Annotated in this window: 14 protein-coding genes and 1 riboswitch; of the genes, 8 read left to right on the forward strand and 6 right to left on the reverse strand. The window is 29.8% G+C overall.

Translation table 11 applies throughout. The annotated features are described in order from the left end of the window. Positions 1–80 precede the first annotated feature (80 nt). Entirely contained in the window at positions 81–737 is a 657-nt protein-coding gene (locus ACMX2D_RS06930; protein WP_414971808.1) for a response regulator transcription factor, read from the forward strand. Further along, positions 734–2,065, forward strand: coding sequence for a HAMP domain-containing sensor histidine kinase (locus tag ACMX2D_RS06935; RefSeq protein ID WP_414973292.1), 1,332 nt, complete (start codon positions 734–736; stop codon positions 2,063–2,065). The genes ACMX2D_RS06930 and ACMX2D_RS06935 overlap by 4 nt, the downstream gene beginning before the upstream one ends. Before the next feature lie 796 nt (positions 2,066–2,861). On the opposite strand, the gene ACMX2D_RS06940 is transcribed toward ACMX2D_RS06935, so the two are convergent. Further along, positions 2,862–4,238, reverse strand: coding sequence for an MATE family efflux transporter (locus tag ACMX2D_RS06940; protein ID WP_414973293.1), 1,377 nt, complete (start codon positions 4,236–4,238; stop codon positions 2,862–2,864). Between the two features lie 418 nt (positions 4,239–4,656). Here ACMX2D_RS06940 and ACMX2D_RS06945 point away from each other — a divergent pair, with 418 nt between their 5' ends. Then, positions 4,657–5,322: a CPBP family intramembrane glutamic endopeptidase gene (locus ACMX2D_RS06945; protein ID WP_414973294.1), complete on the forward strand. Its 666-nt coding sequence runs from the start codon at positions 4,657–4,659 to the stop codon at positions 5,320–5,322. Between the two features lie 230 nt (positions 5,323–5,552). Here ACMX2D_RS06945 and ACMX2D_RS06950 read toward each other — a convergent pair whose 3' ends face one another. After that, positions 5,553–7,436 carry a heavy metal translocating P-type ATPase gene (locus ACMX2D_RS06950; RefSeq protein ID WP_414973295.1) on the reverse strand — a complete coding sequence of 628 codons (1,884 nt, stop codon included), beginning with the start codon at positions 7,434–7,436 and terminating at the stop codon, positions 5,553–5,555. Between the two features lie 160 nt (positions 7,437–7,596). Here ACMX2D_RS06950 and ACMX2D_RS06955 point away from each other — a divergent pair, with 160 nt between their 5' ends. After that, entirely contained in the window at positions 7,597–8,154 is a 558-nt protein-coding gene (locus tag ACMX2D_RS06955) for a TetR/AcrR family transcriptional regulator (RefSeq protein WP_414973296.1), read from the forward strand. Between the two features lie 62 nt (positions 8,155–8,216). On the opposite strand, the gene ACMX2D_RS06960 is transcribed toward ACMX2D_RS06955, so the two are convergent. Genes ACMX2D_RS06960 through ACMX2D_RS06970 form a run of 3 tightly spaced genes read right to left on the reverse strand, consistent with a single transcriptional unit; the run spans position 8,217 to position 10,684 of the window. Then, complete coding sequence (locus tag ACMX2D_RS06960; RefSeq protein ID WP_414973297.1) at positions 8,217–9,029, reverse strand: MetQ/NlpA family ABC transporter substrate-binding protein; 813 nt, start codon at positions 9,027–9,029, stop codon at positions 8,217–8,219. Positions 9,030–9,039: 10 nt separating this feature from the next. Next, positions 9,040–9,687 carry a methionine ABC transporter permease gene (locus ACMX2D_RS06965; RefSeq protein WP_414973298.1) on the reverse strand — a complete coding sequence of 216 codons (648 nt, stop codon included), beginning with the start codon at positions 9,685–9,687 and terminating at the stop codon, positions 9,040–9,042. A gap of 1 nt (position 9,688) precedes the next feature. After that, positions 9,689–10,684 carry a methionine ABC transporter ATP-binding protein gene (locus ACMX2D_RS06970; protein ID WP_009447560.1) on the reverse strand — a complete coding sequence of 332 codons (996 nt, stop codon included), beginning with the start codon at positions 10,682–10,684 and terminating at the stop codon, positions 9,689–9,691. A gap of 86 nt (positions 10,685–10,770) precedes the next feature. Continuing rightward, positions 10,771–10,868: riboswitch (SAM riboswitch) on the reverse strand. 222 nt (positions 10,869–11,090) lie between these two features. Between ACMX2D_RS06970 and ACMX2D_RS06975 the strand changes: the two genes are divergently transcribed. Next, entirely contained in the window at positions 11,091–11,741 is a 651-nt protein-coding gene (locus ACMX2D_RS06975) for an HAD family hydrolase (RefSeq protein ID WP_009447535.1), read from the forward strand. Between the two features lie 69 nt (positions 11,742–11,810). Here the strand turns inward: ACMX2D_RS06975 and ACMX2D_RS06980 are convergent, their stop codons facing one another. Continuing rightward, positions 11,811–13,802 (reverse strand): alpha/beta hydrolase family protein, encoded by a 1,992-nt coding sequence (locus ACMX2D_RS06980; RefSeq protein WP_414973299.1) that lies wholly within the window; start codon positions 13,800–13,802, stop codon positions 11,811–11,813. Between the two features lie 175 nt (positions 13,803–13,977). Between ACMX2D_RS06980 and ACMX2D_RS06985 the strand changes: the two genes are divergently transcribed. The 3 genes from ACMX2D_RS06985 to ACMX2D_RS06995 form a co-directional block, all read left to right on the forward strand. Next, a complete protein-coding gene (locus ACMX2D_RS06985) occupies positions 13,978–14,697 on the forward strand; it encodes a carbon-nitrogen hydrolase family protein (RefSeq protein WP_414973300.1) in 720 nt (239 codons plus the stop codon). A gap of 411 nt (positions 14,698–15,108) precedes the next feature. Continuing rightward, positions 15,109–22,812, forward strand: coding sequence for a Cna B-type domain-containing protein (locus tag ACMX2D_RS06990; RefSeq protein WP_414973301.1), 7,704 nt, complete (start codon positions 15,109–15,111; stop codon positions 22,810–22,812). A 241-nt stretch (positions 22,813–23,053) separates the two neighbouring features. Next, positions 23,054–25,434: Cna B-type domain-containing protein (locus ACMX2D_RS06995; protein ID WP_414973302.1), on the forward strand; the 2,381-nt coding region annotated here is incomplete at its 3' end.

Raw genomic sequence — 25,434 nt, forward strand, 5'->3', positions numbered from 1 at the left:
TTATCGGTGTATATACATCGATAATTTTTGTTTTTTATGGTAAAATAGTATTAGTAAATTTTTTTATAAAAGGAGGGCTTATGAGAATATTAGTTGTCGAAGACGATCAAATTATCAGAGAGGGAATCTGTGAGTATTTATCTGCATTCGGTTATGACATTATTGAAGCGAAAGACGGACAGGAAGCCTTAATAAAATTTAATAACAATGAGATTAATTTAGTAATTTTAGATATACAAATTCCTTTCCTAAACGGGTTGGAAGTCTTAAAAGAAATCAGAAAAAAAAGTAATTTGCCTGTGCTGATGCTTACAGCATTTAATGATGAGGAATATAAGATAAATGCTTTTTCAAGTTTGGCAGATGGATATATGGAAAAGCCATTTTCACTTCCTGTTTTAAAAGTTAGAATAGATTCTTTAGTTAAAAGGCATTATGGAAGTCATGAAAAATTTGAATATAATAATGCCGAAGTTAATTTCACAAGTTACACAGCGAAATACAATGGCGAAGATGTGGATATAAATGCAAAAGAACTTGAGATATTAAAATATTTATTGGAAAATGAAGGACATGCTTTGACCAGAGCACAGATAATAGATAATGTGTGGAAAGAAACGGATGAAATTCCTTTTGACAGAGTTATAGATGTCTATATAAAAGAGTTGAGAAAAAAACTTGGTTTGGATTGTATTGTAACAATCAGAAATGTTGGTTATAAATTGGAGAGAAAATGAAGAATTTAAAAATATTTCCAAAAATGTTTTTGCAGACATTCGGAATTCTCGGAACTGTAATTGTGTTAATACATTTATTGGTGTTTTTTATTTTTCCGAGAACTTATTTAGAGACGAGAAAGCAGGAACTTTATTCAAAAGCCGATGAAATCTCAAATAATATTATGGGAAAGGATTTAAAATTTGTAGAACAGTCTTTGGAATTTTTTTCTAAAAGTAGTGATATAAAGGCATTTATAAAAGGAGAAAACGGAGATGACGAAGTCCAAATAGGCGATGATATCAATGTGAATTTAAAGAGCGGAGACAATTCTTTAATTATTGAAGAAAGGGAAGTAGAATTAAAGGGTGGTAAAAAAATCTCCATACAATTTATTTCTACCGCAGATATGAAAAAGGATGCTAAAGAACTCAGCTTTAAATTCTTGCCTTATTCATTAGCTATATCTTTTATTTTTTCAATCATAGTTTCACTTATTTATGCAAAGGCGATAACTAATAATATAAAAGAAATAAAAAATGTTACGAAAAAAATGATGCGTTTGGATAGAACTGCTTATTTAAAAATTAATTCTACAAATGAAGTTGGAGAATTAAAGGAACAGATTAATGATTTGTATAGTACTCTGCTAAAGCTGATAGACGATTTAGAGCTTAAAAATGAAGAAATAGTAAAATTAGAAAAATTAAAATATGATTTTTTTAGGGGAACATCACATGAATTAAAAACTCCTTTAGCAAGTCTAAAAATAATATTGGAAAATATGAAATACAATATTGGAAAATATAAAAATAGAGATTTATATATCGAAAATTGTATTGACATAGTCGATCATTTGACAAGAAGTATTTCACAAATGCTGTCAGTTTCTTCGTTTGAACATTTGAAAAATGATGAAGAAATAATAGTTGTCAATGATATATTAGAAGATGTCTTGAAGCAATATATGTTACTTGCAAATCATAAAAATATAAAAATCAATAATAATCTGAAAAATGAAAAAATCTATATAGGAATGACTGCACTTAAAATTGTACTGTCCAATTTAATAAACAATGCAGTTAAATATTCCGACGAAAATGGTTTAATTAACATTGGAACAAAAGATGATTGGCTTTATATCGAAAATTCTTATAAAAATAATGACGATTTGGATGTAAATAAAATATTTGAAATTAGTTTCAGCTTAAATAAAGAAAACAGTAATGGTCTGGGCTTATATATTGTTAAAAATATTTTATTGAACTATGGAATAAAATACAAAGTAGAAAAAAGCAAAACGGGAATTGTATTTTTGATAGAATTATCAGGCAATATGGATAAATAAATTTTTGTTTCATAATAAAGGAGCTTTAGGAGATCTCTCCACTTCGTTTCGCTTTGCTCAACTACGGTCGAGATGACGTGCTGGGGGATTTGCTTTGCTAGTTGCTATGACGTGAATTATTTCACTTCCTAGAAGTTTTTAAACAATTGAAGTTTATTTACTTTTAACGTATAGCTATTAATCGAAGATTTCTCTTTATACGTCATTTCGACCGAAACGAAGCATAGCTGAGTGTAGTGAATCTAGCCCTAACTTAGATTATTTACTTGTAAATAATCTATAGTAGGTCTGACGCAAAGATTGTCCAAATCTTTGATTTGGGGACAATCGACTGCAGAAATCTCATACTTTTAATTCAGTATTATTGACTACAAATATTTAATTCATAATAAAGGGGCTTTAGGAGATCTCTCGACTACGCTCAAGATGACGTGTTATGGGATTTGCTTTGCTTGTTGCTATGACGTGAATGTTTAATTTTCTGTGCTATATAAAATTTTTCAGGTTTATTTACTGTTCACGTTTAGCTCTTAATCTAAGAATTTTCCTTATACGTCATTTCGACTGGAGCGTTAGCAAAATGGAGAAATCTCATACTTTTGATTGTAAACAATCAAAAGTAAAATGTATCGAAGATACATCCATTACCAAAACAGTAAATTAAATTGGATTTACAAAGTATTATAGTTTTAAATTTTAAATAAGAACCCCACCCTTCCACGATGCTTCGCATCGGGTGGGTGCCCGGGAACCTTGTTGTTTCACAATAAAAAAAACAGACATTTTTGTCTGCATTTTAAGGAGCGAGAGCTCCTTTTTTAATTTCATCATTTTGTTTTAATAATTTTTTTCTTATCACTAAATAGCAACAGATATGTGCTGTCGTTGTCAATGCCCATGAAATCGGATATGAAATGTAAAGGGATTCCTGTGTCCTATAAATTTGAAATATAGTAAATATCCAAATTACTCTGAATAGACAAGCACCTGTCAAGGAAACAATCATCGGCAAAATGGAATAACCCATTCCTCTTAAGGAACCGACTGTTACGTCCATTAGTCCACATAGTAGATATGTTGCTGATACAATTTTCATTCTGTTAAGTCCGTACATAATTACTTCAGGATTATCCGTGAAAATTCCAAGAAGTATATTTCCTAAAGAATATGCACCAATTCCAAGTACAAGTCCAACAACTGTAACAATTCCAAGACCTTGTAATAAAATTTTATCTATTCTATGATATTTTTTTGCTCCCATATTTTGACTTGTAAAACTCAATGTCGATTGATAGATTGAATTCATTGACATATATACAAAGCCCTCAATATTTATTGCAGCGGTATTTCCTGCAATAACAAGTTTTCCAAAAGTATTTATTGAGGATTGAATTAATACATTTGAAATACTAAATACAATACCTTGAAGTCCAGCTGGAAGTCCTATTCTTAAAATACTAATAACTTTATCTTTTTGTAATTTTATTTTTCTTAAATTAAGATGCATATATCCTACAGTTTTTGATAAGAATGATATCATCATAATTGCTGAAACATATTGAGAAATTATTGTCGCTATTGCAACTCCGTCAACACTCATTTTTAAAATTATAACAAAAAATAGATTCAATATAACATTTAAGATACCGGAAACTATTAAAAAGAATAGGGGTCTTTTTGTATCTCCAATGGATCTTAAAAGTGCCGCTCCAAAATTATATATGGCTGCAGCGGGACTTCCCAAGAAGATTATTTTCATATAAAGCACGGATAAATCTATAATTTCATCAGGAGTTCCCATAAGATGTAACATAGGTCTTGAGGCAATAATTCCAACAAAAAGTAAAATTGTTCCGGAAATAATTGCAAGAGCAATTGCATTGTGAACAGTATCGGATGCGTTTTTATAATCTCTTGCACCACAATATTTTCCCATTGTTACACTTATTCCCATAGAAATCCCAATTAATAAACTCACAAGTAAATTAATTAGTGATGAAGTCGCTCCAACTCCTGCAAGTGCTGTGCTTCCAGAATATCGTCCGACAACTATTATGTCTATTGTATTAAAAAGTAATTGAAAGACACTTGTAAAAATAATTGGAATTGAAAAGAATACCATTTTTTTCAAGGTCTTTCCATTTATCATATCTATTTCATTGCTTTTAACCATTATATCCTCCGTAAAAATATCTAAAATTATTCTAAAATCATAACATATATTCACAATTTTTGCAATAAAAAATATCGAGTTATTTTTTTGTATTTAATTTAGTGTATATTTTTGATATTCAATTATAATCAATTTAATATATGAATTAGATTTCGTTGGAAAATTTGTGTTTTCAGTCTATATGAAGTACATATGTGATATTAAGTTTTTTATTTAATAAGCCATATGATAAAACTATATTGTTTCACATATATAAATAGAAAAAAATTAATGAAAGTGATATAATAAAAAAGAATAGAAAAGTAGAAATAGTACATAATTGTTGATAGTTATATGATAATTAGAAATGCTCATAGTATTACAATTATTACAATACTAAATTAAAAAATTGATAGGAGTTTTATAAGGAGAATATATTATGAATAGTGGAATATCTATCGGTAAAGGTATTTTATGGGTATTAGTTTGGTTTGGATTTATGTTTATATATACTACTCTTGATATTGTGATATGGAGAAAAATTGCTTCGAATTACAGTAGAATTTTGAATATAATAACTGTTGCATTGAGCATGGTTGTATTTTTTGTTTTATTGGAAAGAAAAGAGAATTTCAAACTTAATTTACTAGAAAATATTTCTATTCAAGGAATAGTAATAGCTATATGTTGTTCAGTATTATTCTATTTTCTTTTAGATAAAGGATTAGATCCTATATTTGAAAGTATTTTTCCATCGAGTAAAGAAAATTATCAACAGACAATTCAATCAATAATTTCCTCACCTATTGTAAGTCTAATTGATTTTTGTATATTTGCTCCTATTCTTGAAGAACTTTTAATGAGGGGATTTATACTAAACGGTTTATCCGTAAATTATGGAATTATTGTTGCTTTACTTATATCTTCGATACTGTTTGCATTATTACACTTTAATATTGCTCAAATAATTCCTTCATTTATTTGTGGGATAATATTAGGTTTGATTTATTTATATACAGGTTCAATACTTTCCTGTATATTTGCTCATATGGGATATAATTTAATATCATATATTATGATAATTTTACCCATTTACAATAAGTAAATGGTTGTGATAACTTTATTTTAATCAATAATCTTTACTACAGAAAAAATATTCCCAAGTCTTTAATTTGTTATAATCGACTTTGGGAATATTATTATTATATTATTTACTTTTATATTTAATTAACTTTTTTTCGGAATGAATTTTTTACTACATTCGAGTTATTTATTTTTGTTTAGATTACATTTAAGTCCCTTTTATCTACTTTTGTTAAGTATCTTGTAAAAAATTTAATTAAATTTTCTGTCATACAATAATGACGCATTTAAAATTACAAGTATTGAGCCTAGATTGTGCACTATTGCACCAACCAATGGATTTAAAACTCCAAGTACTGATAAAATTACTGCTACAAAGTTAATTAAAAGAGATGCTACAATATTGAATTTTATAGTCTTTACTGTTGCATTTGCAAGTTTTTTCAGATAAACTATTTTTGAAACATCATGTCCCATTAGTACAATATTTGCACTCTCAATTGAAATGTCGCTACCTGTTTTTCCCATTGCGACCGAAACATCAGATAGTTTAAGAGCAGGAGCATCGTTTATTCCGTCTCCAATCATACAAACGACATTATTTTCTTTTAGACTTTTTATATTTTCAAATTTTTCTTCAGGAGAAAGCCCTGCTTTTACATTTGTAATTCCAACTTTTTCTGAAAAATATTTTGCGGTTGAAAGATTGTCTCCGGTTAAAAGTAGTGGTTCAATTTCAAAGCTTTTTAACTTTTCAACCATTTCTTTTGCGTTCTCTCTTAGGGTGTCTGATAGAGTTACTATTGATAAAACTTCTTTTTCATCGCCGAAAAGAATTATGTTTTTAGCTTCACTTGAGTATTTTTCAATTTTTTCTTTTACATTTTCTTTGATATTTATATTATTTTCTTTAAAGTATTTTTCATTACCACAGAAGTATTTATTTTCTAAAATCTCTCCTTCAACACCTCTTGCAATTTTCATTTTAAAGTTTTCAACATTTTCTTTTTTAATATTCTTTTTATCTAAATATTCTGTTACAGATTTTGCAATAGGATGTTCACTTTTTGATTCTAAACTGGAAATTAAGGACATTATTTTTTCGTCAGAAAACTCTGAAAAATTTTCTATATCATTTACATTTAATTTTCCATAAGTTAAAGTTCCTGTTTTATCAAAAGCTATTTTATTTACTTTTGCAAGTTTTTCAAGGGCATTAAATGTTTTTATTATTACACCATGCTTACTTGCTTGACCGATTGAAGCCATAACTGCTGTCGGAGTTGATAAAAATAGGGCACAAGGACAAAATACAACTAAAACTGTAACTGCTCTATTTATTGAAGTGTATAAATCAAATTTAGATAGCACCATTATTACAAAAGTTGCAATTGCAATTAAAAGTGCAGTAGGAACGAGTTTAACTGCAAGTCTGTCAATTACTGTTTGCATAGGAGTTTGTTCTTTTTCCGCTCTTTCAACCAAGTCGATAAATTTTTGCAAGGAAGAATTTTCAACATCTTTTGCTATAATGTCGATACTTCCGAAACAGTTCATAGAACCACAGAAAACTTCATCTCCAACGGTTTTGTCAACCGGTAAACTTTCTCCTGTTAGAATTGATTGGTCAATAGAAGAAAAACCCTCTTTTATAATTCCATCAACTGAAATTATTTCTCCAGGCATAACTCTGATTAAATCTCCGTTTTCAATTTCTTCAATCGGAACTTCTTTAACAGTATAAGAATCATTAGTTTTAATAAGTTTCTTTGCTTTTTTTGGAGCGGAAGAAATTAAATCATTAAGACCTTTTTTGGCTCTGTCAACCGTATAGTCTTCCAAAAGCTCTCCAATTGCCATAAGAATTGCAATTTCACCTGCTGCAAAATATTCTCCAACAAATACTGAAGCAATTACTGCAATTGAAATTAAAAGTGAATTTTTAATTTTAAATTTTATTAAGTTTTTAACAGCACCTACAAAGAAAGGAAAAGCGGAAATAAAAATACTTATCCAAACGGGCTTAAACACAGTTTCTATCTTTAAGAGATTTAAAACCACATTTAATACAAAAAATGCTATTGAAATTAGAGTAAAGTTTAAACCGCTAAAAAGTTTTGAAATTTTGTTTATCATATAATCCTCCTTGATTTTTTCTGTCTATAATGCTACAATTAATTTAATAACGAACACTTTGTTTGATTTAATTGTACCACTATAGATATTACATATCAATAAGCAATTAATCAAAATAGTAATACTTTGAACATTTTTTAAAAAATGTATGGGGGAGTTTATGAATAGGCAACAAATTAAAACTAGAAAAGCAATTTTTATGGCATTTACAGAGCTTTTATCAAAGAAAAATTATAATAAAATAACTGTACAGGAAATTATAGACCTTGCAGATATAGGTAGAAGTACATTTTATTCTCATTTTGAAACAAAGGATGATTTATTAAAAGAAATTTGTAGAGAATTATTTGAACATATTTTTTCCAATGATTTGAGTAGGGAGTGTTCAAAGGTTTTTGAAAACTCAAAGAGAAATCCTAAAATTTTAATTACACATATATTATATCATTTAAAAGAAAATAAGGAAAAATTTATAAAAGTTTTAAGTTGCGAAAGCAATGATTTATTTTTAGAATATTTTAAAACTTATCTATTTAAGATGATAGATGAATATATTGTTATTGACAATACGGAAGATGAAAAATTTAAAAAATTCCTAAAAAATCATATCTGTTGTTCATTTGTGGAAACTGTTAAATGGTGGATAAATGATCAGATGAAGGAAAGTCCTGAAGAAATTGCAGATTACTTTTTTAGGGTTGTAAATCCAATATTATAAGTATAAAGCAAAAAGTGTAGATATAATGTCTACACTTTTTGGGGGAATGTTATGAAAAAAGCTTAGAATGCAGGAACAACAGCTCCATTATATGTTTTATTTATAAATTCTTTAACTTTTTCGCTTTGTAGGGCTTTTAAAACTTTTTTGTAAGTTTCGTTATTTTCTTCTCCGGTTCTAACCGCAAGTATATTTGCATAAGGAGAGTCTTTTCCTTCGATGAATTTAGCATCTTTTGTTGGGTTAAGACCGGCTTCAATTGCATAGTTTCCATTTATTACAGCACCGTCAACGTCTTTAATAACTCTTGGTAATTGAGCAGCTTCAACTTCAGTAAATTTAATTTTCTTTGGATTTTCAACAATATCTTTTACACTTGACAGAATATTTGTATTGTCTTTTAATTTAATTAAACCATTTTTATCAAGTAAAATTAAAGCTCTTGCTCCGTTTGAAGCATCATTTGGAATAGCAATTTCAGCACCATCTTTAATTTCAGTTTTTCCATTTAAGTATAATCCCATTGGTTCAACGTGAATATTTCCAAGAGATGATATTTTAGTGTTTTTTTCAGAATTAAATTTATCTAAATATGGTTTGTGTTGGAAAAAATTAATATCTAATTCTTTTCCGTCTAAAGCTAAATTAGGTTGAACATAGTCTGTAAAAGTTACAATTTCAAGCTTAATTCCTTCTTTTTCTAAATCTTCTTTAACTAATTCAACTAATTTTTGATGTGGTTCCGGAGAAACTCCGATTTTTACAACTTTTGTTTCTTTTTTTTCTGTATTTTTATTGTCTGAGCTCTTTGCTCCACAAGCTGTAGTTAAAACTACAACTAATCCTAAGGCTAATGCTAATAATTTTTTTCTCATATTTTTTCTCCTATATATTTAATTTTTTATTAATTTTTTTGGAAATCAAATTTCCTAAGATTTGAACAATTTGTACTAATAGTATTATTACTATAACGGGAATTGTCATCTCTAAATACTTAAATCTGTGATAACCGTAAGTTATAGCCAAGTCTCCAAGACCTTGTGCACCTATAGTTCCTGCCATTGCTGAATAACCAATTAAGTTTATAATCGTTAAGGTAATTCCGTTTATTAAAGTTGGCAAAGATTCGGAAAGCATAATTTTAATAATTTCAAAATCACTTGAACCGATTGAAATACTTGCTTCAATAGTTCCATAATCAACTTCCTTTAAAGCATTTTCAAAAATTCTAGCTACAAAGGGAATAGCTGAAACAGTTAATGGAATGATTGCGGCTGTTGGTCCTATCATTTTTCCTGTCAAAACTTTAGAAACCGGTAAAATATAAACTATCAATATAAGAAATGGAACAGATCTAAAGATATTTACAATAAAACTTAAGATAGAATAAACAAATTTGTTGCTCTTTATTCCATTTTTATCTGTAATAACTAAAATAACTCCTAAAAATCCTCCAATTATAATTGAAAGTAATGATGAGAAGAATACCATATAAATTGTCTGAAAACCTGCTTTTATCAATGAATTTGTCATTCTAATTTACCTCCTCAACTAAAACTTTTTTATCTTCAAGGAAGTTTTTAATTTCATCAACTCTGTCTTTCTCAAAGATTTCTACTATTAAATGTCCTACCTTACCTTCTTTAATCTTATCGATATTTCCACTTATTATATTTATATCAAGATTTTTTTGACGTATAAGTTCTGATATAATAGGTTTTGTTGTAGTTTCCTTTGTAAAACCAAGTCTTAGAATACAACCTTTATAATCTGCTACCGGTAATTCATCATAATCTTCAAATTGTGGAAGAGTTTCAATGAATTTCTTTGTAGTTGCAGTTTTCGGAGAAGTAAATAGTTTTAAAACAGTATCTTGTTCTATAATTTCTCCATTTTCTATAACCGCCGCTCTATCACATATTGCCTTAACAACCTCCATTTGATGAGTAATTAAAACAATTGTAAGATTAAATTCATCTCTGATTTTTAAAAGTAATTCTAAAATTGACTTTGTACTTTGCGGATCTAGGGCAGAAGTTGCCTCATCACATAGTAAAATTTTTGGTTGAACCGCCAAAGCTCTTGCAATGGCTACTCTTTGTTTTTGACCACCGGAAAGATTTGCAGGATATTCATATATCTTTTCTTTCAAATTAACATATTCCAAAAGAGTATTTACTCTTTCTTCAATATCTTTTTTCTTCCACTTATTTATTCTTAGTGGATAAGCAATGTTCTCAAAAACATTTTTTTGATAAAAAAGATTGAAAGATTGAAAAATCATAGCCATGTTTTTCCTAGCTTCCTTAAGTTCTTTGCTATTCATCTTTACAATATCTTTACCGTCTATAAAAATATTTCCTTGAGTTGGCTCTTCAAGTCGATTAATACATCTGATTAAAGATGATTTACCGGCACCGCTCATACCGATTATACCGAATATTTCTCCCTTTTTGATTTCTAAATTAATATTAGTAACAGCCTTAAATCCATTGTCATAAATCTTGACTAAATTCTCAATTTTAATCATACAAACCTCCTTTTCTATATTTTCGAAAAATTATTATTGTTTCAAGGTATAAAAAAAAATCTCTGATAAGAGATTTTGAAACTAATTTCTTATCTTCCGAATACTCGCTGGAATTAGCACCTTATTTTTAAAAACAGGTTGCCGGGCTTCATAGGGCCAGTCCCTCCGCCACTCTGGATAAGTGTTATTTAATATTGTTGCTAAATTATAGCATAATGGAATTTTAATGTCAACACTTTTTAAATAATTTTGTTAAAAAATATTTTAATACAAGAAAATAGTTAATATATAGTCAATATAATAATTGCTTATTTGAGATATTAATTAAAATATGATAAAATATAAGCAACTTTATTTTTTATGGCAAAAAATTTTACCATAATATTATATTTATCAGGAGGAAATTATGAAGTGTGTAATGTTTGATATGGACGGGACTTTGATAGATTCCATTGGGGGTTGGTTTGGAAGCTGTTCTTATTTTCTTAAAGAGATGAATTTAGAAGAGACTGATGAACTAAAGGAGTTGTTTAAAGGAAAGAAACTTTATGCAAGGGGAATAGCAATAAAAAATTATTTTAATCTTGATTTAACTCCGGACGAAATTTATGCAAGAAATTTAAAATATGTAAAAGAAGGATATGATGAAATTTATGGCGCAAAAGAGAATGTAATAGAAGCTATGGATTATTTAAAGGACAAAGGTTATAAAATTTCTTTAAATACCGCTACAAATATCGGTCTTTGTAAAAATTGTTTAGAAAGAACGGGACTTATGAAGTATTTTGATTATATTCAAACTTGTGATGATTGCGGATATCTAAAAGATGATGAAAGATATTATGATTGGGCAATAAAAAAGCATAATGAAGATGTGAAAGAAATTATATTCTTTGATGATACTGAAGCACCTTTAAAAACCGCAAAGAAAAGGGAAATAAAAACAGTTTTAGTTTATGAACCTTTAACTAATGGAGAGTTTTTTGATATGACTACAGATTTTGATTACAAAATGGATACTATTTCCATTGAAAATTTGAAAAAAATTGGACTTTAAATTAAATTATAATTAAAAAAGAGCTATGTTATGAAAACTGAACATAGCTCTTTTTGTTTAATTTTTAAATTATTTTAAATAATTTTCAAACCAATCGAATATTTCTTTTAATCTTCTTATTCTATGCATTGGTTTACCACTTCTTGAAAGCTCGTGATTTTCACCTTTAAACATTACAAGTCTTGCAGGTACATCGTGATATTTTAAAGCAGAGAACATTTGAATTCCCTCCGGTATCCAACATCTGTAATCTTCATCTGAATGGATGAAAAGTGTAGGTGTTTGTGCCTTATTTGCATATTTAAGTGGGGAATGATACCATAATTTTTCGTAATTATTCCAAGGAGTTGCAGAGATTTGATCATCAATGAAATAATATCCTATATCTGTAAGTAAAAATTCAGAAGTCATATTAGAAATTGAACGTTGTGAACAAGCAGCTTTAAATCTGTTTGTATGTCCGATTGCCCAATTAGTCATAAAACCGCCGTAACTTCCACCCATGATTGCAAGTTTTTCTTCATCAAGTGCAGGATAGTTTTTAATTACAGCATCTGTAAATTTCATTAAGTCATCAAAGTCAATTTCTCCATATTTTCCACGAATATCCGCAAATTCTTTTCCTCTACCATCTGAACCTCTAGGATTTGTGAAAAATACAAAATATCCGTTATTTGCTAAAAATTGCATTTCGTGATGGAATACTTTTCCAAAAACTGTTTTAGGACCACCGTGAACATGGAGTACACCTGGATATTTTTTCTCCGGATCATAGTCAACAGGCTTCATAACATATCCGATAAAGCCTATTCCATCATTTGTAAATGAAATTTCCTCAATTTCAGAAAGTGAATATTCTGTCGTATCATTATGGAATGAAATTCTATTTTCTTCTTCTGTTGAAATTTCGTAAATATCTTGTAAATTAGATTCTTTTAGTGCGACAGCATAAATTTTTCCGCCTTCGGAAACATCAAAACAGTCAATTGAACCTGATTTTTCGTTTAATCTTTCAAGATTTCCATTCTTATCTATTTTATATAGATATGAACTGTTTACTTCGGTATTTATGAAATACATAAATCCATCTTTAACTAAAGTGCTTTTGCCACCTGTTAATCTCATATCAGTTCCAACAGAGTTGTTCATACACATATCAAAATTGTCATTTACAATTTTTTCGAAAGATTTTTCCGCAATGTTTATAATATAGATATTTGAATTTTCATTCAAACCATATTCTTTCATATCTGTTGCCATAGCAATAATATTTTCATTATCAATAAAGTTTGCATAAGCAAAAGAATAGCCTTTTGCCAAAATATCAATTGCTTTAGTTTTAATATCTAAAATTTTAACCTCATTTACAAGTGGCATTTTTCCTGTATAAGATGTTGTGATAAATACAGCTTTAGTCTTATCTTCATTTAATTCTAAACCGTAAATATCGGTAATATCATCACTTAATGGGATGAATTCAGAAGTTTTTTTGTTGAAAAGATAAAGTCTGCTTCTGTTTTCGTTAGTAAAACCTATATTATTTCCCCAGAAAGGAATTTCAGTTGCAACAAGATAATCTTTAGAATCATCATATAATTTTTCTTTGTTTTCTTCTTTACTATCTTCCTTTTTTGATTCTTTTTCTATTTTTTCCAATTCTTTTGTTCTGTTAAAATTAGCTAAAACTAAAAATTCATCCTCATTAATTTGTTTTATTGTATTTACTAAAGCAGGAATAGTAAAGTCTAAAACAGCTTCGCCACCGGAAGTACATATTTTATAAAATTTAGTTGAATCCGAATCGTCTTTTTTGCCTTCTCTATCACTTGCAAAAAGAATAGAACCGTCTAAAAGCTCAATAAAAGAACTTTCCCTAGCACCATTAGTAAAAACGAAAGATTTTTTAGTTTCTAAATCCATTTTATAAATTCTATGCTCATAAGAATTCTTTTCTAAATTCATATTAGAAACTGTGTAGAATAGATTTTTTTCATCTTTACTTAAATGTAAATTTCCTAAAAACTTAAAGTTTTTAAATTCATCAATTTTTATACTTTTCATATTGCCTCCTTAAACAAAAATTCACAATAATTTTCATTGTTTTAATTTTTCTAATGAAAATACCTTGCAATTTGATTATACTACAAAAACAAAAAAAACACAAAATTTATTTTTATAAATACTACTTATATGATAAAATATTTATATTAAATGAAACTTAAAAAATGGAGGGAATATGAAAATAGGATTGGTTTCTTATGAGTTTAAGAATGGGGAAATTGAATATAATATTGAAAAAATAGAAAAGGCGATTATCTCTGCTAACGGAAAGGCGGATTTACTTTGTTTTGGAGAAACTTTTTTGCAAGGATTCGACTCTCTTTCTTGGAATTATGAAACAGACAAAGATGTTGCAATTACAAAGGATTCTGCAATAATGGAAAAATTAAAAAAACTTAGTGAAAAGTATAAAATTGACCTTGGTATCGGATATATTGAAAGAGAAAAAGAAAAGATTTATTCTTCTTTTGTAGTAATAGAAAAAGGAAAAATAATTCATAACTATAGAAGAATTACAAAAAATTGGAAAGAGTATTCCATTACAGATGAACATTATTGTGAAGGAGAGATTTCAGATACATTTATTTATAAAAACAGAGAATTTAAAATTGCTCTATGCGGAGATATGTGGATTTGCCCTGAAAAGTTTAAAACAAATGGAATTTTACTTTGGCCTGTTTATTGTAATTTTACAAAAGATGAATGGAAAAATACTGAACAATATGATTATGCAGTTCAATCCAAATCTGCATCAGATAATGTGCTTTTAGTAAATTCTATCACAAAAGACGAGCCAATAAGTGTTGGCGGGGCATATTATTTTAAAAACGGAAAAATTGAAAAGAGTTTAGAATTGGAAAAAGAAGATATTTTATTTGTTGAGATATCCGATTAAAATTGATTTGTTTATTCTGTAAAAATGAGAAATATATTAATATTTTGTATAGATTAAAACTTGACTTATACGGAAAATATATTTGAAGAGAATTTGTAGCATTAGTAATCATATATAGTTAATATAAAATAATAAATAAGACTTAAAATCATAATAAAGTTAAAATTGCTATAAATGATTAAAAATTTCAATTAAAATGCTAAAATTTTGACAAAAAAGTGGATTTTTTATACTGTTTTTGGTATAATAATCGAATGGAGTTATTACTAAAAATAATATAGATATAAAGTAGTTTGTATTACATAAATATACTATATTTATAGAATTTTAATTGTTATCAAAAAATGAGATTTTATTTTTAATATTGAAATATCAAATATCTTAATATAGATTAGGAAGGGGAAAAATTATATGAATAAAAGGACGACATTACAAAAATTAACAGCTTTTTTCTTAGTTTTTATAATGCTATTAGGGATAATTGTTCCGAATACTGTTGTTTTTGCAGAAGGAAAATTGAATAAAGATACAATTACAGATTTTAAAAAAACTGATAAGGAAACTGACGAAAAGATAAATTCTAAAGAACAAGAAGATAAAAAGGACAATAAAATTGAAGTCAAAGACGATAAGTTAGAAGGAAAAGAAGAAAAAGAAGACAAAGTTAAGTCTATATTTAATAAATCTTTAATTAAATCTGCTTCTCTCAATAGGGGAATTCCAATGGGAAATGGTAAACTTGTGGTATATGATGACAGCCATAAGATTAATGATGCATCAAATGGAGATGGAACATCAGTAAATAAATATAATTTGGCAACTATGACAAATACATTGTTCACCATAAATTATACTCCTTTCTATCAAGTAAAAGACGATGGTAATACTGAGTTTGGTGACCAAAGAATTGTTGTAGATATACCAACCTATGGATTCAAACTTGCTAATCCCGGAATTGAAGGAGTACAATTTGAAAAAATTACAATGCTAGATGCAAAGGGCAAAGTAATTCCATTGGATGCGGTTTCACAAAAGAATTATGATAAAGTTACAAAAATTATATATGATATTAATGATAAATTTCTTGGCTCTTTAGGTGGAGGATCAAGTTTAGTATTTAATATTGCTTTTAATAGACGCAGTTTGACTGCTGAAGAATGTGAAAAATGGATAAATGAAGGAAAACTTGAAACAAATCTCAATGTTTCAGCTTGTGAGGGAGAAAACAACACACCGATTAACAGCACAGGCAATCCATCTGAATACAAATGGAAAATGTCTCCAATTAATTATGAAGATACTAAAACTACAGTAACAGGAAATCGTCATCTAAATACAAGCAGTATGGCGAAGATAGCAAATTCCTCATTTATAAATTTTTATGATGACAGCCCTCAGAGTGGTCCGTTTATGGGAAACTGGGACTACTATTATTACAAGCAGGGAACAATTCATGATGGAGATACACCTCTGATGAAGCTAAAACATATTAAGCTTTTCGTTCCAAAAAAAGAAGATGCTGATGGAAATTTTATTTTAAAGCAATTCAAGGGGAGGAAAGCTTTATATGAAAATGAACTTGCTTCTAATTTTACAATCAGTGAAGTAAAAAATGATAATGATGGTAAAGGAAAATACTATCTTATAACACCAAAAAAACCTATATATAATAACGGAAGCAATCACAAATGGAAAGATGCATTTACAAATGGATTTTCGCCTATATGGCAAGTTCCTGATGGAATAGATAATATTGGCTCTGACACTTTATATGAGGCTTCAACACCTGAATTTGTTTTCGAAACTCCAAATGGAATAGATGGCAAAAAGGAAGTTGTTATAAGCGAGGCTAATCAAGGGGTAAAGATTAAAACTTTGAAAGCCCATACTGTAGATGGTTATGCCATACATTCTTTTACAGGACAAGGATATCAACTATTTAAACATGGAGATAATTTTTATACTGCAAATGCAGTATCTCCGGATGCCAATTATTCAAATGTCGGTTATGCTCGTTTAAGTAATGAATATTATATTCTAAAGGATGCAAATGGAGATTGGAATGAATATTTTCCAAAGAATAAAACGGGTGCTACAGTTGAGACCTATGAATTTCCAAAAGAAATTCAGCCTACTGCATGGACGGGAACTACAAGCACATGGTCATTATATTATAAGGTAGAAAAGGTTGTTTATACCACAGAAGATGGAAGAGTACATGAAGTGGCAGTAAATTCCTATGTTCATAGAACAAATGATATAAATAATTTCCCTAAAGTAAATTTTGATACTTCCGGCGGAAGAGTTACTAAAGTTCAAGTGTATTGGGAACAATTAAATAATGAAATTTTTAATGCAGACACATATTATGGTGGAAGATATCATGCAAGTACACATAGATTGACAGAGGGGCAAAGTAAATTTGATTTTTATGTAACACCGGATGCATCCGGACTTTTACAAGTAAAATATTCTGCCAAATCAACTGATTCAAATGCGGATGCAAATGACAATTTTGATTATGAAGCAAGCAATTCTGTAAAAAATCCTGTTAATAATGTTAGCGGAAAAGCAAAGGATGATTTCTTTTGGGTTACAGTAAAACCAAAAAAATGTACACCTTTGAAGGCGGAAAGTACAGGGGATAGATTAAAAGAAAAAATTCTTTTCCCTAATCAAGCGGAAAATGGAACTTTTTATGATACATGGACTTTATTCTTTGACTATGGAAAGAATAAAGAATTTTCTCCTGTTACAAAAAATCCTAGAATTGATTTGACAGTAGGAACTTTAAATCTTAAGGGATTGGATACCAAGGTGGATAAAACAGGACTTTTGACCGGAAAATTTACAGCTAATAAATCCTTAAGCGGATGGAAAATAATTTATAAAACCGCGGACAATATGTTTGGAGTAGAAGGTGCAGAAAAAGTATATAATATTGGAAATATTGAAGATGGAACAAAAATAGATCTTGGTATTAACAGAGATACAGAACATTTGACAAGTATTGTTTTAACTTATGATGGAATGTATAATATGGATTCTTTTGCAGATAAAGAAAATGGAAGAGTTGTACTGTTCTCCAATATTGAATATGAACTTAGAAATACGGACTATAAAGGAAATCCGTTGACTCTGGAATCTGATAAGGGAGTATTTTACAATGCTAAGAACTTTTTTGTTCAAAATTTGGAAGGGAGATATTATAACGATAACTGTAGTGATGGTAATCATATTCACGATGCCGGAAAAGGACAAGCTTTTGGAGGTAGGGGATGGAATTCTATAATATTACCACAACGTTATGGTCTTCTTACAAGAACTTATATTGTTACAAATAAGACTGTCAATAATGTAATTGAACCTGCAGGAAGTGAAACGAATAATTCTATTTCACAGACCGGAACAAGCATACAGAAGGTAACCTTCAGAACAAAAGCTTATGCTTATGCAATGAATTCAGATATGCCTGAGAAAGGGAAAATGCCTTATGGTATTCCTGAATCTGCCTATGTAGAAATCACAGATAAACAGTTTTCAGCAGATGTGGATAATTGTAAATTTTTAGGATATGACAATGCATCCGGCAATGTAAAAATCGAACAGATTAAGGATGCAGATGGAAAATTATGGATTAAGATGTCTATTACTGACAAAGGAATAGATGAACTAGACAGGAAAATTCGAAAAATTACAACTGGTGATTGGCATCATTCATTCTATGATTACTATAATGATGGTGCTCTAAAGTTTTTGGAAGATTCTATTGTAATTGCATTAAAGAGTTTTAGATATACAAGTGTTACATCTCCCGGAGAAAATGAACATCATCCATACGGAATGGTTTACTATGATATGAGTAAACTTGAGAGTAAACTTGACGGTAGTAAAAAAGAATATTATAGTTATGCAAAGATTGAAGGAGATTTGTTTAAGCTAACTGAAAATGCAGCAAATGCTCTTAATGCTACAAAGGAAAAGAAACTATTTGGAATAGATTTGAGTAAGGTGGAAGTTATTGTATCCAAGAATACAGCGGTAGGATCAAATATATTTCCCGGAAAATATGATAATATCGTATATGGAACAGCGGGAAGTAAATTCCCAACACAGACTTTCTATCCTGATGAAATAGATAATTTACGAGGAGATTTCTTCGTTCAAGCTCCGGATTCTGATGGATTTAAGGATTTTAAGGCTATTATTGAAATTCCTAAAAAAGGTAAATCTATTTCTTATACGCAACAAAATGAAACTGTTCAAACTCCGAAAACAGAGGTTAATATGTATTTGACAGGTGAAGTTGCTGTAATGGGAGATAGTCGTCCGGGTAAACAGGAATTCAGTTATAGTATAGATGGTGGAAATACATTTGTTTTAGCAGAAAATATAACTGATTGGTCAAAGGTAACTCATGTTAAATTTGATTTAGGAGAACTTCCAAAAGGTAGTCAGGTAAATATTAAATTACCGCTTAAAACACATGCTAAAACTACAACTGATGAGCTTCAAGCATACATTGGGGGAAGTTTTGAAGCAACTGACTATACAGGATTTAAAACGACCGGATATATAAATCCTGCAAAGTATATTTATGGAAATTTTGCAATTATTTCATCAGATGTTTGGTGGGATAAGAACGAAAACGGAAAACTTGATGATGGAGAAACAAAAGCAAAAGATATTAAACTTGAACTATATTCTCCAAATCGTGACATAACTATTAATAATAAGTTAATTCCTGCTAATACTTTGATTCATAGTACAACAACGGATGAAAATGGAAGATATGAATTAAAGAGCTTTATGCTTGATGCCGGTCAATGGATAAAGGTTACTATGCCAAATGGTGAAACTAAACTTACATTGAAGGCAAAAGATTCGGATATGTTAAAATCAAAGAACTCTGATTTTGACAGAACAAGCTATAAAACGGCTGAATTACCGGAATTGGTAAGAGAAAAAGCACTCGATGCTATCGGTTGTGGACTTATCAAAATTCCAAAGATAAAAACTGAAACAGTTAATCTTCATGTTGGAGAAGAGTCAAATGAAGGAGCAGGTAATGCTGTGGCAACAAGTGACCATCCTACTGTAACTCCTGAATTGAAATATCTTGAACTACAAAATGATGTAGCGGATGTTGATAGTCAGGGAAAAGTTAGTGGAAAGACTACAGGTAAAATTAAAGCCGAAGTTACAACAACCAACACATTGGCAAGTACTAATCAAGCAATACCTGAAGATACTGTAAAAGCAGAATATGATATTATAGTTTACGGAAAAGTAAATTATAATAAAAATCACGCTGATGTAAAGGGAGAAGCACCAAAGGATAATAACGAATACTATCCATCCGTTAAAGCAGACGGAAATGATGCTGATACTGATAAAGTGACTGTTTTAAATGCCGGTACGATGAAAAGAGCCGGATATATCTTCAAAGGGTGGAATACACAAGCTGACGGCAAAGGAACTATGTATTCTATAGGAGATACATTTAAAACAGGAATTCTTGATAAAGATATTGAGTTATATGCGATTTGGTCTTTAATATGGACTCCGATGGAAATTCCTACAAGAGATTTAAAGGTAACAAAGACTTGGGAATTGCTTGAAGGACATACAATACCTGTTAATGAAATTCAAGTAGAATTATTTAAAGATAATGTTTCAACTGGTAAAAAACTTACTTTAAATGAAGGAAATAATTGGACAGTTACTTTTGAAAAATTACCAGTATCATCAACTTTAGGTGGAACAAATCACAACTATACAGTTAAGGAAGTTGGCGAAAGTGGTTCAGCAACTAAATTAGATAATAGATGGTTTGGAGTTAGTTATGGCGGAACAATGAAAGACGGTCTTACAGTAACTAATAAAGAAAAACTACCTTGGACACCGATGATACCGCCAACAAGAGATATCAAAGTAACAAAAGAGTGGAAAAACTTTTTAGGAAATGATGCAGAAGCAACTGTTGAAAAGATAGAAGTTGAATTGTATAGAGACGGAGAAGCTACAGGAAAGAAAGCAGAACTAACAAATGAAAATAACTGGACAGCAACTTTTGAAAAACTTGAAGTGGCAGATAAACTTGTAAGTACAAACTACTATCAATACACAGTTAAAGAAGTTGGAGAAGATAAAAATGCAATTCAACTAAATAATAAATGGTATGGAGTTGCTTATGCTGGTACAATGAAAGACGGCTTTACAATAACTAATAAGGAAAAAATGCCATGGGCACCGATGATACCGCCAACAAGAGATATCAAAGTAACAAAAGAGTGGAAAGATATTAAAGGTAATATTATTGAAGCACCTGTTGAAAAGATAGAAGTAGAATTGTACAAAGATGGAGTTGCTACAGGAAAGAAAGTAGAAATTACAAAAGCAAATAATTGGACAGCAACTTTTGAAAAACTTGAAGTGGCAGATAAACTTGGAAGTACAAATTACTATCAATACACAGTTAAAGAAGTTGGAGAAAATGGTTCAGCAATTCAACTAAATGACAAATGGTATGGAGTTAGTTATGGCGGAACAATGAAAGACGGTCTTACAGTAACTAATAAAGAAAAATTACCTTGGACACCAATGATACCGCCGACAAGAGATATCAAAGTAACAAAAGAGTGGAAAAACTTTTTAGGAACTGATGCAGAAGCATCTGTTGAAAAGATAGAAGTAGAATTGTATAGAGACGGAGAAGCTACAGGAAAGAAAGCAGAACTAACAAATGAAAATAACTGGACAGCAACTTTTGAAAAACTTGAAGTGGCAGATAAACTTGGAAGTACAAATTACTATCAATACACAGTTAAAGAAGTTGGAGAAGATAAAAATGCAATTCAATTAAATAACAAATGGTATGGAGTTGCTTATGGCGGAACAATGAAAGATGGTCTTACAGTAACTAATAAAGAAAAGTTGCCGTGGGCACCGATGATACCGCCAACAAGAGATATCAAAGTAACAAAAGAGTGGAAAACTATTTTAGGTACGAATGCAGAAGCATCTGTAGAAAAGATAGAAGTTGAATTGTATAAAGATGGAGTTGCTACAGGAAAGAAATTAGAATTAACAAAGGACAATAACTGGACAGCAACTTTTGAAAAACTTGAAGTGGCAGATAAACTTGGAAGTACAAACTACTATCAATACACAGTTAAAGAAGTTGGAGAAAATGGTTCAGCAATTCAACTAAATAACAAATGGTATGGAGTTAGTTATGCCGGTACAATGAAAGACGGTTTAACGATAACTAACAAAGAAAAAATGCCGTGGACACCGATGGAAATTCCTACAAGAGATTTAAAGGTAACAAAGACTTGGGATTTGCTTGAAGGACATTCAATACCTGTTAATGAAATTGAAGTTGAATTATTTAAAGATAATGTTTCAACCGGTAAAAAACTTACTTTAAATGAAGCGAATAATTGGACAGCTACTTTTGAAAAATTACCTGTATCAGCAACTTTAGGCGGAGTAAATCACAACTATACAGTTAAAGAAGTTGGAGAAAATGGTTCAGCAATTCAACTAAATGACAAATGGTACGGAGTTGCTTATGCCGGTACAATGAAAGATGGCTTTACAATAACTAATAAGGAAAAAACACCTTGGACACCGATGATACCGCCGACAAGAGATATCAAAGTAACAAAAGAGTGGAAAGATATTAAAGGTAATGTTATTGAAGCACCTGTTGAAAAGATAGAGGTAGAATTGTACAAAGATGGAGTAGCTACAGGAAAGAAAGTAGAACTTACAAAAGCAAATAATTGGACAGCAACTTTTGAAAAACTGGAAGTGGCAGACGGACTTGGAAGCACAAACTACTATCAATATACAGTTAAAGAAGTTGGAGAAAGTGAAAATGCAATTAAATTTGGTAGTAATTCATACAATGTAAGTTACAGCGGAAGTATGAAAGATGGTTTCAATATTACTAACAAAAATGTAGAAATTCCAAAACCTCTTAAACCTAGTACAAAATTACCTAAAACAGGAAGTTCAAATGACTTATCTCTATACATTTACTGTATATTAACATCAGTAACACTATTAGGACTAATTGCTTATAGGCGTAATAAATATACAAAATAATGTATAATATAATCTGCAAATAACCTGATTATAAATTAAATGGCACAATAAAAACAGATAGCAATAAAAACTATCTGTTTTTTTGTCATTTTTTTTGTTTTGTGGTATAATATAATGCACTATAATTGATTTGAAATTTATTATTTTTGTTTATATATCTTTTGGGGAGATTGTAAATAAAAAATATATTTCAACATCATAATATCGAATTATAAAGAAACATAAATAAGGAGGAACATTTATGAAAAGCTTAACGAAAAGAAGATTAAGTTTTCTTTTAGTATTTGCTATGATTTGTTCGGTTTTATTGCCTTTTAGCAATAGATCAAACGCAAAAGAAGTAGAAGGAGATGTAATTAAAAAAGCATCAGTTACAGATGCAGACGGTAATCCTTTTAAGCCGGGGCAAAAAATTGGAGCATGGCAACCGTTCAGGATATATGCAGAATTCGAATTGCCTGATAATGTTGTAAAAGAAAATGATACTACTACAATGACCTTGCCGATAGGATTTAACACTTCACCGCCTGACCACTTTGATATAAAGGATGGAGATAAAGTCATTGCGCATGCAAAAATGTATAATCAAAATCCTGCAAAAATAGTACTTACATATACTAAATATGCAGAAACTCATTCAGGTGTTAAAGGAAAATTTTATTTTAATGTTTCTGTTAATAAAGAAACACAAACTGGATCAGGGGAGCTTCCTGTAACTTTAACAGTGAATGGAAAGATTATTCCTGCAGGGAAAGTTGACTATAATCCACCACATTTTACGAGTCAACAATTAAGTAAGGTTGGCTGGATGACAAGTGATAAAACTAAAGGAAGATATGACATTAGGCTTAACCAAAACAATGTAGTTCTAACTAATGCCAAATTCATAGACACAATTCAATCAGATAGTGTTGAATTTGACGAAAATAGTATTCAAATTTTTCAGGGACAATGGGAAAACAAGATAACTGATATGAATTTTAATAATAGAAAGGATGTAACTAAAGAATTTAAAGATGCAGGAAAAATTAAATTCGAAGGTAAAAAACTTACAATTGATATTGGAAGTATAGGTGCTGAAAATATAAACAGAGGATTTCAAATTTTTTATGAAGTGAAGTTAAAATATGACCCGGTAGCCGGAGAAGAAATTAAAAACAAAGCGGAATTTACAAATGGTGCGGATAACCATGAAGAAAACAGTACTTATAAAATTAGAGATGCCGGCGGTACTGGTGAAGGATATGTATTTAAAATTAAAGTTCAAAAGACAGGTAAGGATAATACACCATTAGCCGGTGCTAAGTTTGATGTTATTCGTGTTCGTAACAAGCAAAAGGTTGGAGAAATTGTAACAGGACAAGATGGAAGTGGTGAAATTGGAAAACTACTTAGAGATGAGTATCAACTAGTTGAAACTGAAGCTCCAAAAGGTTATCAAAAATTAACAAATCCTATCACTGTTAAGCCTGAGGAGTTTGGAACTACTAAAGTTGCAATAAAAAATATTGAAAACAAACCTGAAGAAAAGATAAAAGTATCAGGAGAAAAGACTTGGGATGATAACGACAACCAAGATGGAAAGAGACCTGAATCAATAACAGTTAAGTTAATGAAACAAGTTGAAGGTGGACAACCTGAAGTTGCACAAACAAAAGTAGTAAAAGCTGATGCAACAGGAAAATGGACTTACTCTTTTGAAAATCTTGATAAATATGAAGACGGTAAATTAATCACTTATTCTATAGATGAAGAAAAAGTAGATGGTTATGATAAGGTTCCATCAAGAACAACAAACGGACCGGACTACAATTTGACAAATAAACATACACCGGAGACAGTAGATGTAAAAGGTGAAAAGACTTGGAATGATAATAACAACCAAGACGGAAAGAGACCTGAAAAAATAACTGTTAAGTTAATGAAAAAAGTTGGAAATGCAGAAGCTGTAGTTGCACAAACACAAGAAGTCAGAGAAGGTGCTGACAAAAAGTGGACTTATGAATTCAAGAATTTACCAAAATATGAAAAAGGTACAGAAATCACTTATTCTATAGAAGAAGAAGCTGTAGCAGGTTATGTAGGAGCATTATCCGGTTATAATCTTACTAATACTCATACACCGGAGACAGTAGATGTAAAAGGTGAAAAGACTTGGGATGATGCAAACAACCAAGATGGAAAGCGTCCAAAATCAATTACAGTTAAATTAATCAAACAAGTTGAAAACGGACAGCCTGTAGAGGTACAGAGAAAAGAAGTTAAAGAAGGTACTGATAAGAAGTGGACATATGAATTCAATGATTTACCAAAATATGAAGATGGTAAATTAATCACTTATTCTATAGATGAAGAAGAAGTAGCAGGATATACAAAAACTATAGATGGAAATAATATTAAGAATTCATATACACCTGGAAAAACAAAAGTATCAGGAGAAAAGACTTGGGATGACAATGATAACCAAGATGGAAAGAGACCTGAAAAAATAACTGTAATCTTGAAGAAAACGGTAGATGGAAAAACAAGTGAAGTAATACGAAAAGATGTTACACCGGATACTGATGGCAAATGGAAATATGAGTTTGCAGACTTACCATTATATGAAGGTGGAAAACCAAT

Origin of the sequence: Parvimonas oralis, from assembly GCF_047608425.1 — a bacterium.
In the GTDB taxonomy this organism is placed as follows: Bacteria; Bacillota; Clostridia; order Tissierellales; family Peptoniphilaceae; genus Parvimonas.

What these genes read in the sequence shown, in the direction of transcription:
- ACMX2D_RS06930 (WP_414971808.1), top strand. Translation starts at nt 81, where the DNA reads ATGAGAATATTAGTTGTCGAAGACGATCAAATTATCAGAGAGGGAATC.
- ACMX2D_RS06935 (WP_414973292.1), top strand. Translation starts at nt 734, where the DNA reads ATGAAGAATTTAAAAATATTTCCAAAAATGTTTTTGCAGACATTCGGA.
- ACMX2D_RS06940 (WP_414973293.1), bottom strand. Translation starts at nt 4,238, where the DNA reads ATGGTTAAAAGCAATGAAATAGATATGATAAATGGAAAGACCTTGAAA.
- ACMX2D_RS06945 (WP_414973294.1), top strand. Translation starts at nt 4,657, where the DNA reads ATGAATAGTGGAATATCTATCGGTAAAGGTATTTTATGGGTATTAGTT.
- ACMX2D_RS06950 (WP_414973295.1), bottom strand. Translation starts at nt 7,436, where the DNA reads ATGATAAACAAAATTTCAAAACTTTTTAGCGGTTTAAACTTTACTCTA.
- ACMX2D_RS06955 (WP_414973296.1), top strand. Translation starts at nt 7,597, where the DNA reads ATGAATAGGCAACAAATTAAAACTAGAAAAGCAATTTTTATGGCATTT.
- ACMX2D_RS06960 (WP_414973297.1), bottom strand. Translation starts at nt 9,029, where the DNA reads ATGAGAAAAAAATTATTAGCATTAGCCTTAGGATTAGTTGTAGTTTTA.
- ACMX2D_RS06965 (WP_414973298.1), bottom strand. Translation starts at nt 9,687, where the DNA reads ATGACAAATTCATTGATAAAAGCAGGTTTTCAGACAATTTATATGGTA.
- ACMX2D_RS06970 (WP_009447560.1), bottom strand. Translation starts at nt 10,684, where the DNA reads ATGATTAAAATTGAGAATTTAGTCAAGATTTATGACAATGGATTTAAG.
- ACMX2D_RS06975 (WP_009447535.1), top strand. Translation starts at nt 11,091, where the DNA reads ATGAAGTGTGTAATGTTTGATATGGACGGGACTTTGATAGATTCCATT.
- ACMX2D_RS06980 (WP_414973299.1), bottom strand. Translation starts at nt 13,802, where the DNA reads ATGAAAAGTATAAAAATTGATGAATTTAAAAACTTTAAGTTTTTAGGA.
- ACMX2D_RS06985 (WP_414973300.1), top strand. Translation starts at nt 13,978, where the DNA reads ATGAAAATAGGATTGGTTTCTTATGAGTTTAAGAATGGGGAAATTGAA.
- ACMX2D_RS06990 (WP_414973301.1), top strand. Translation starts at nt 15,109, where the DNA reads ATGAATAAAAGGACGACATTACAAAAATTAACAGCTTTTTTCTTAGTT.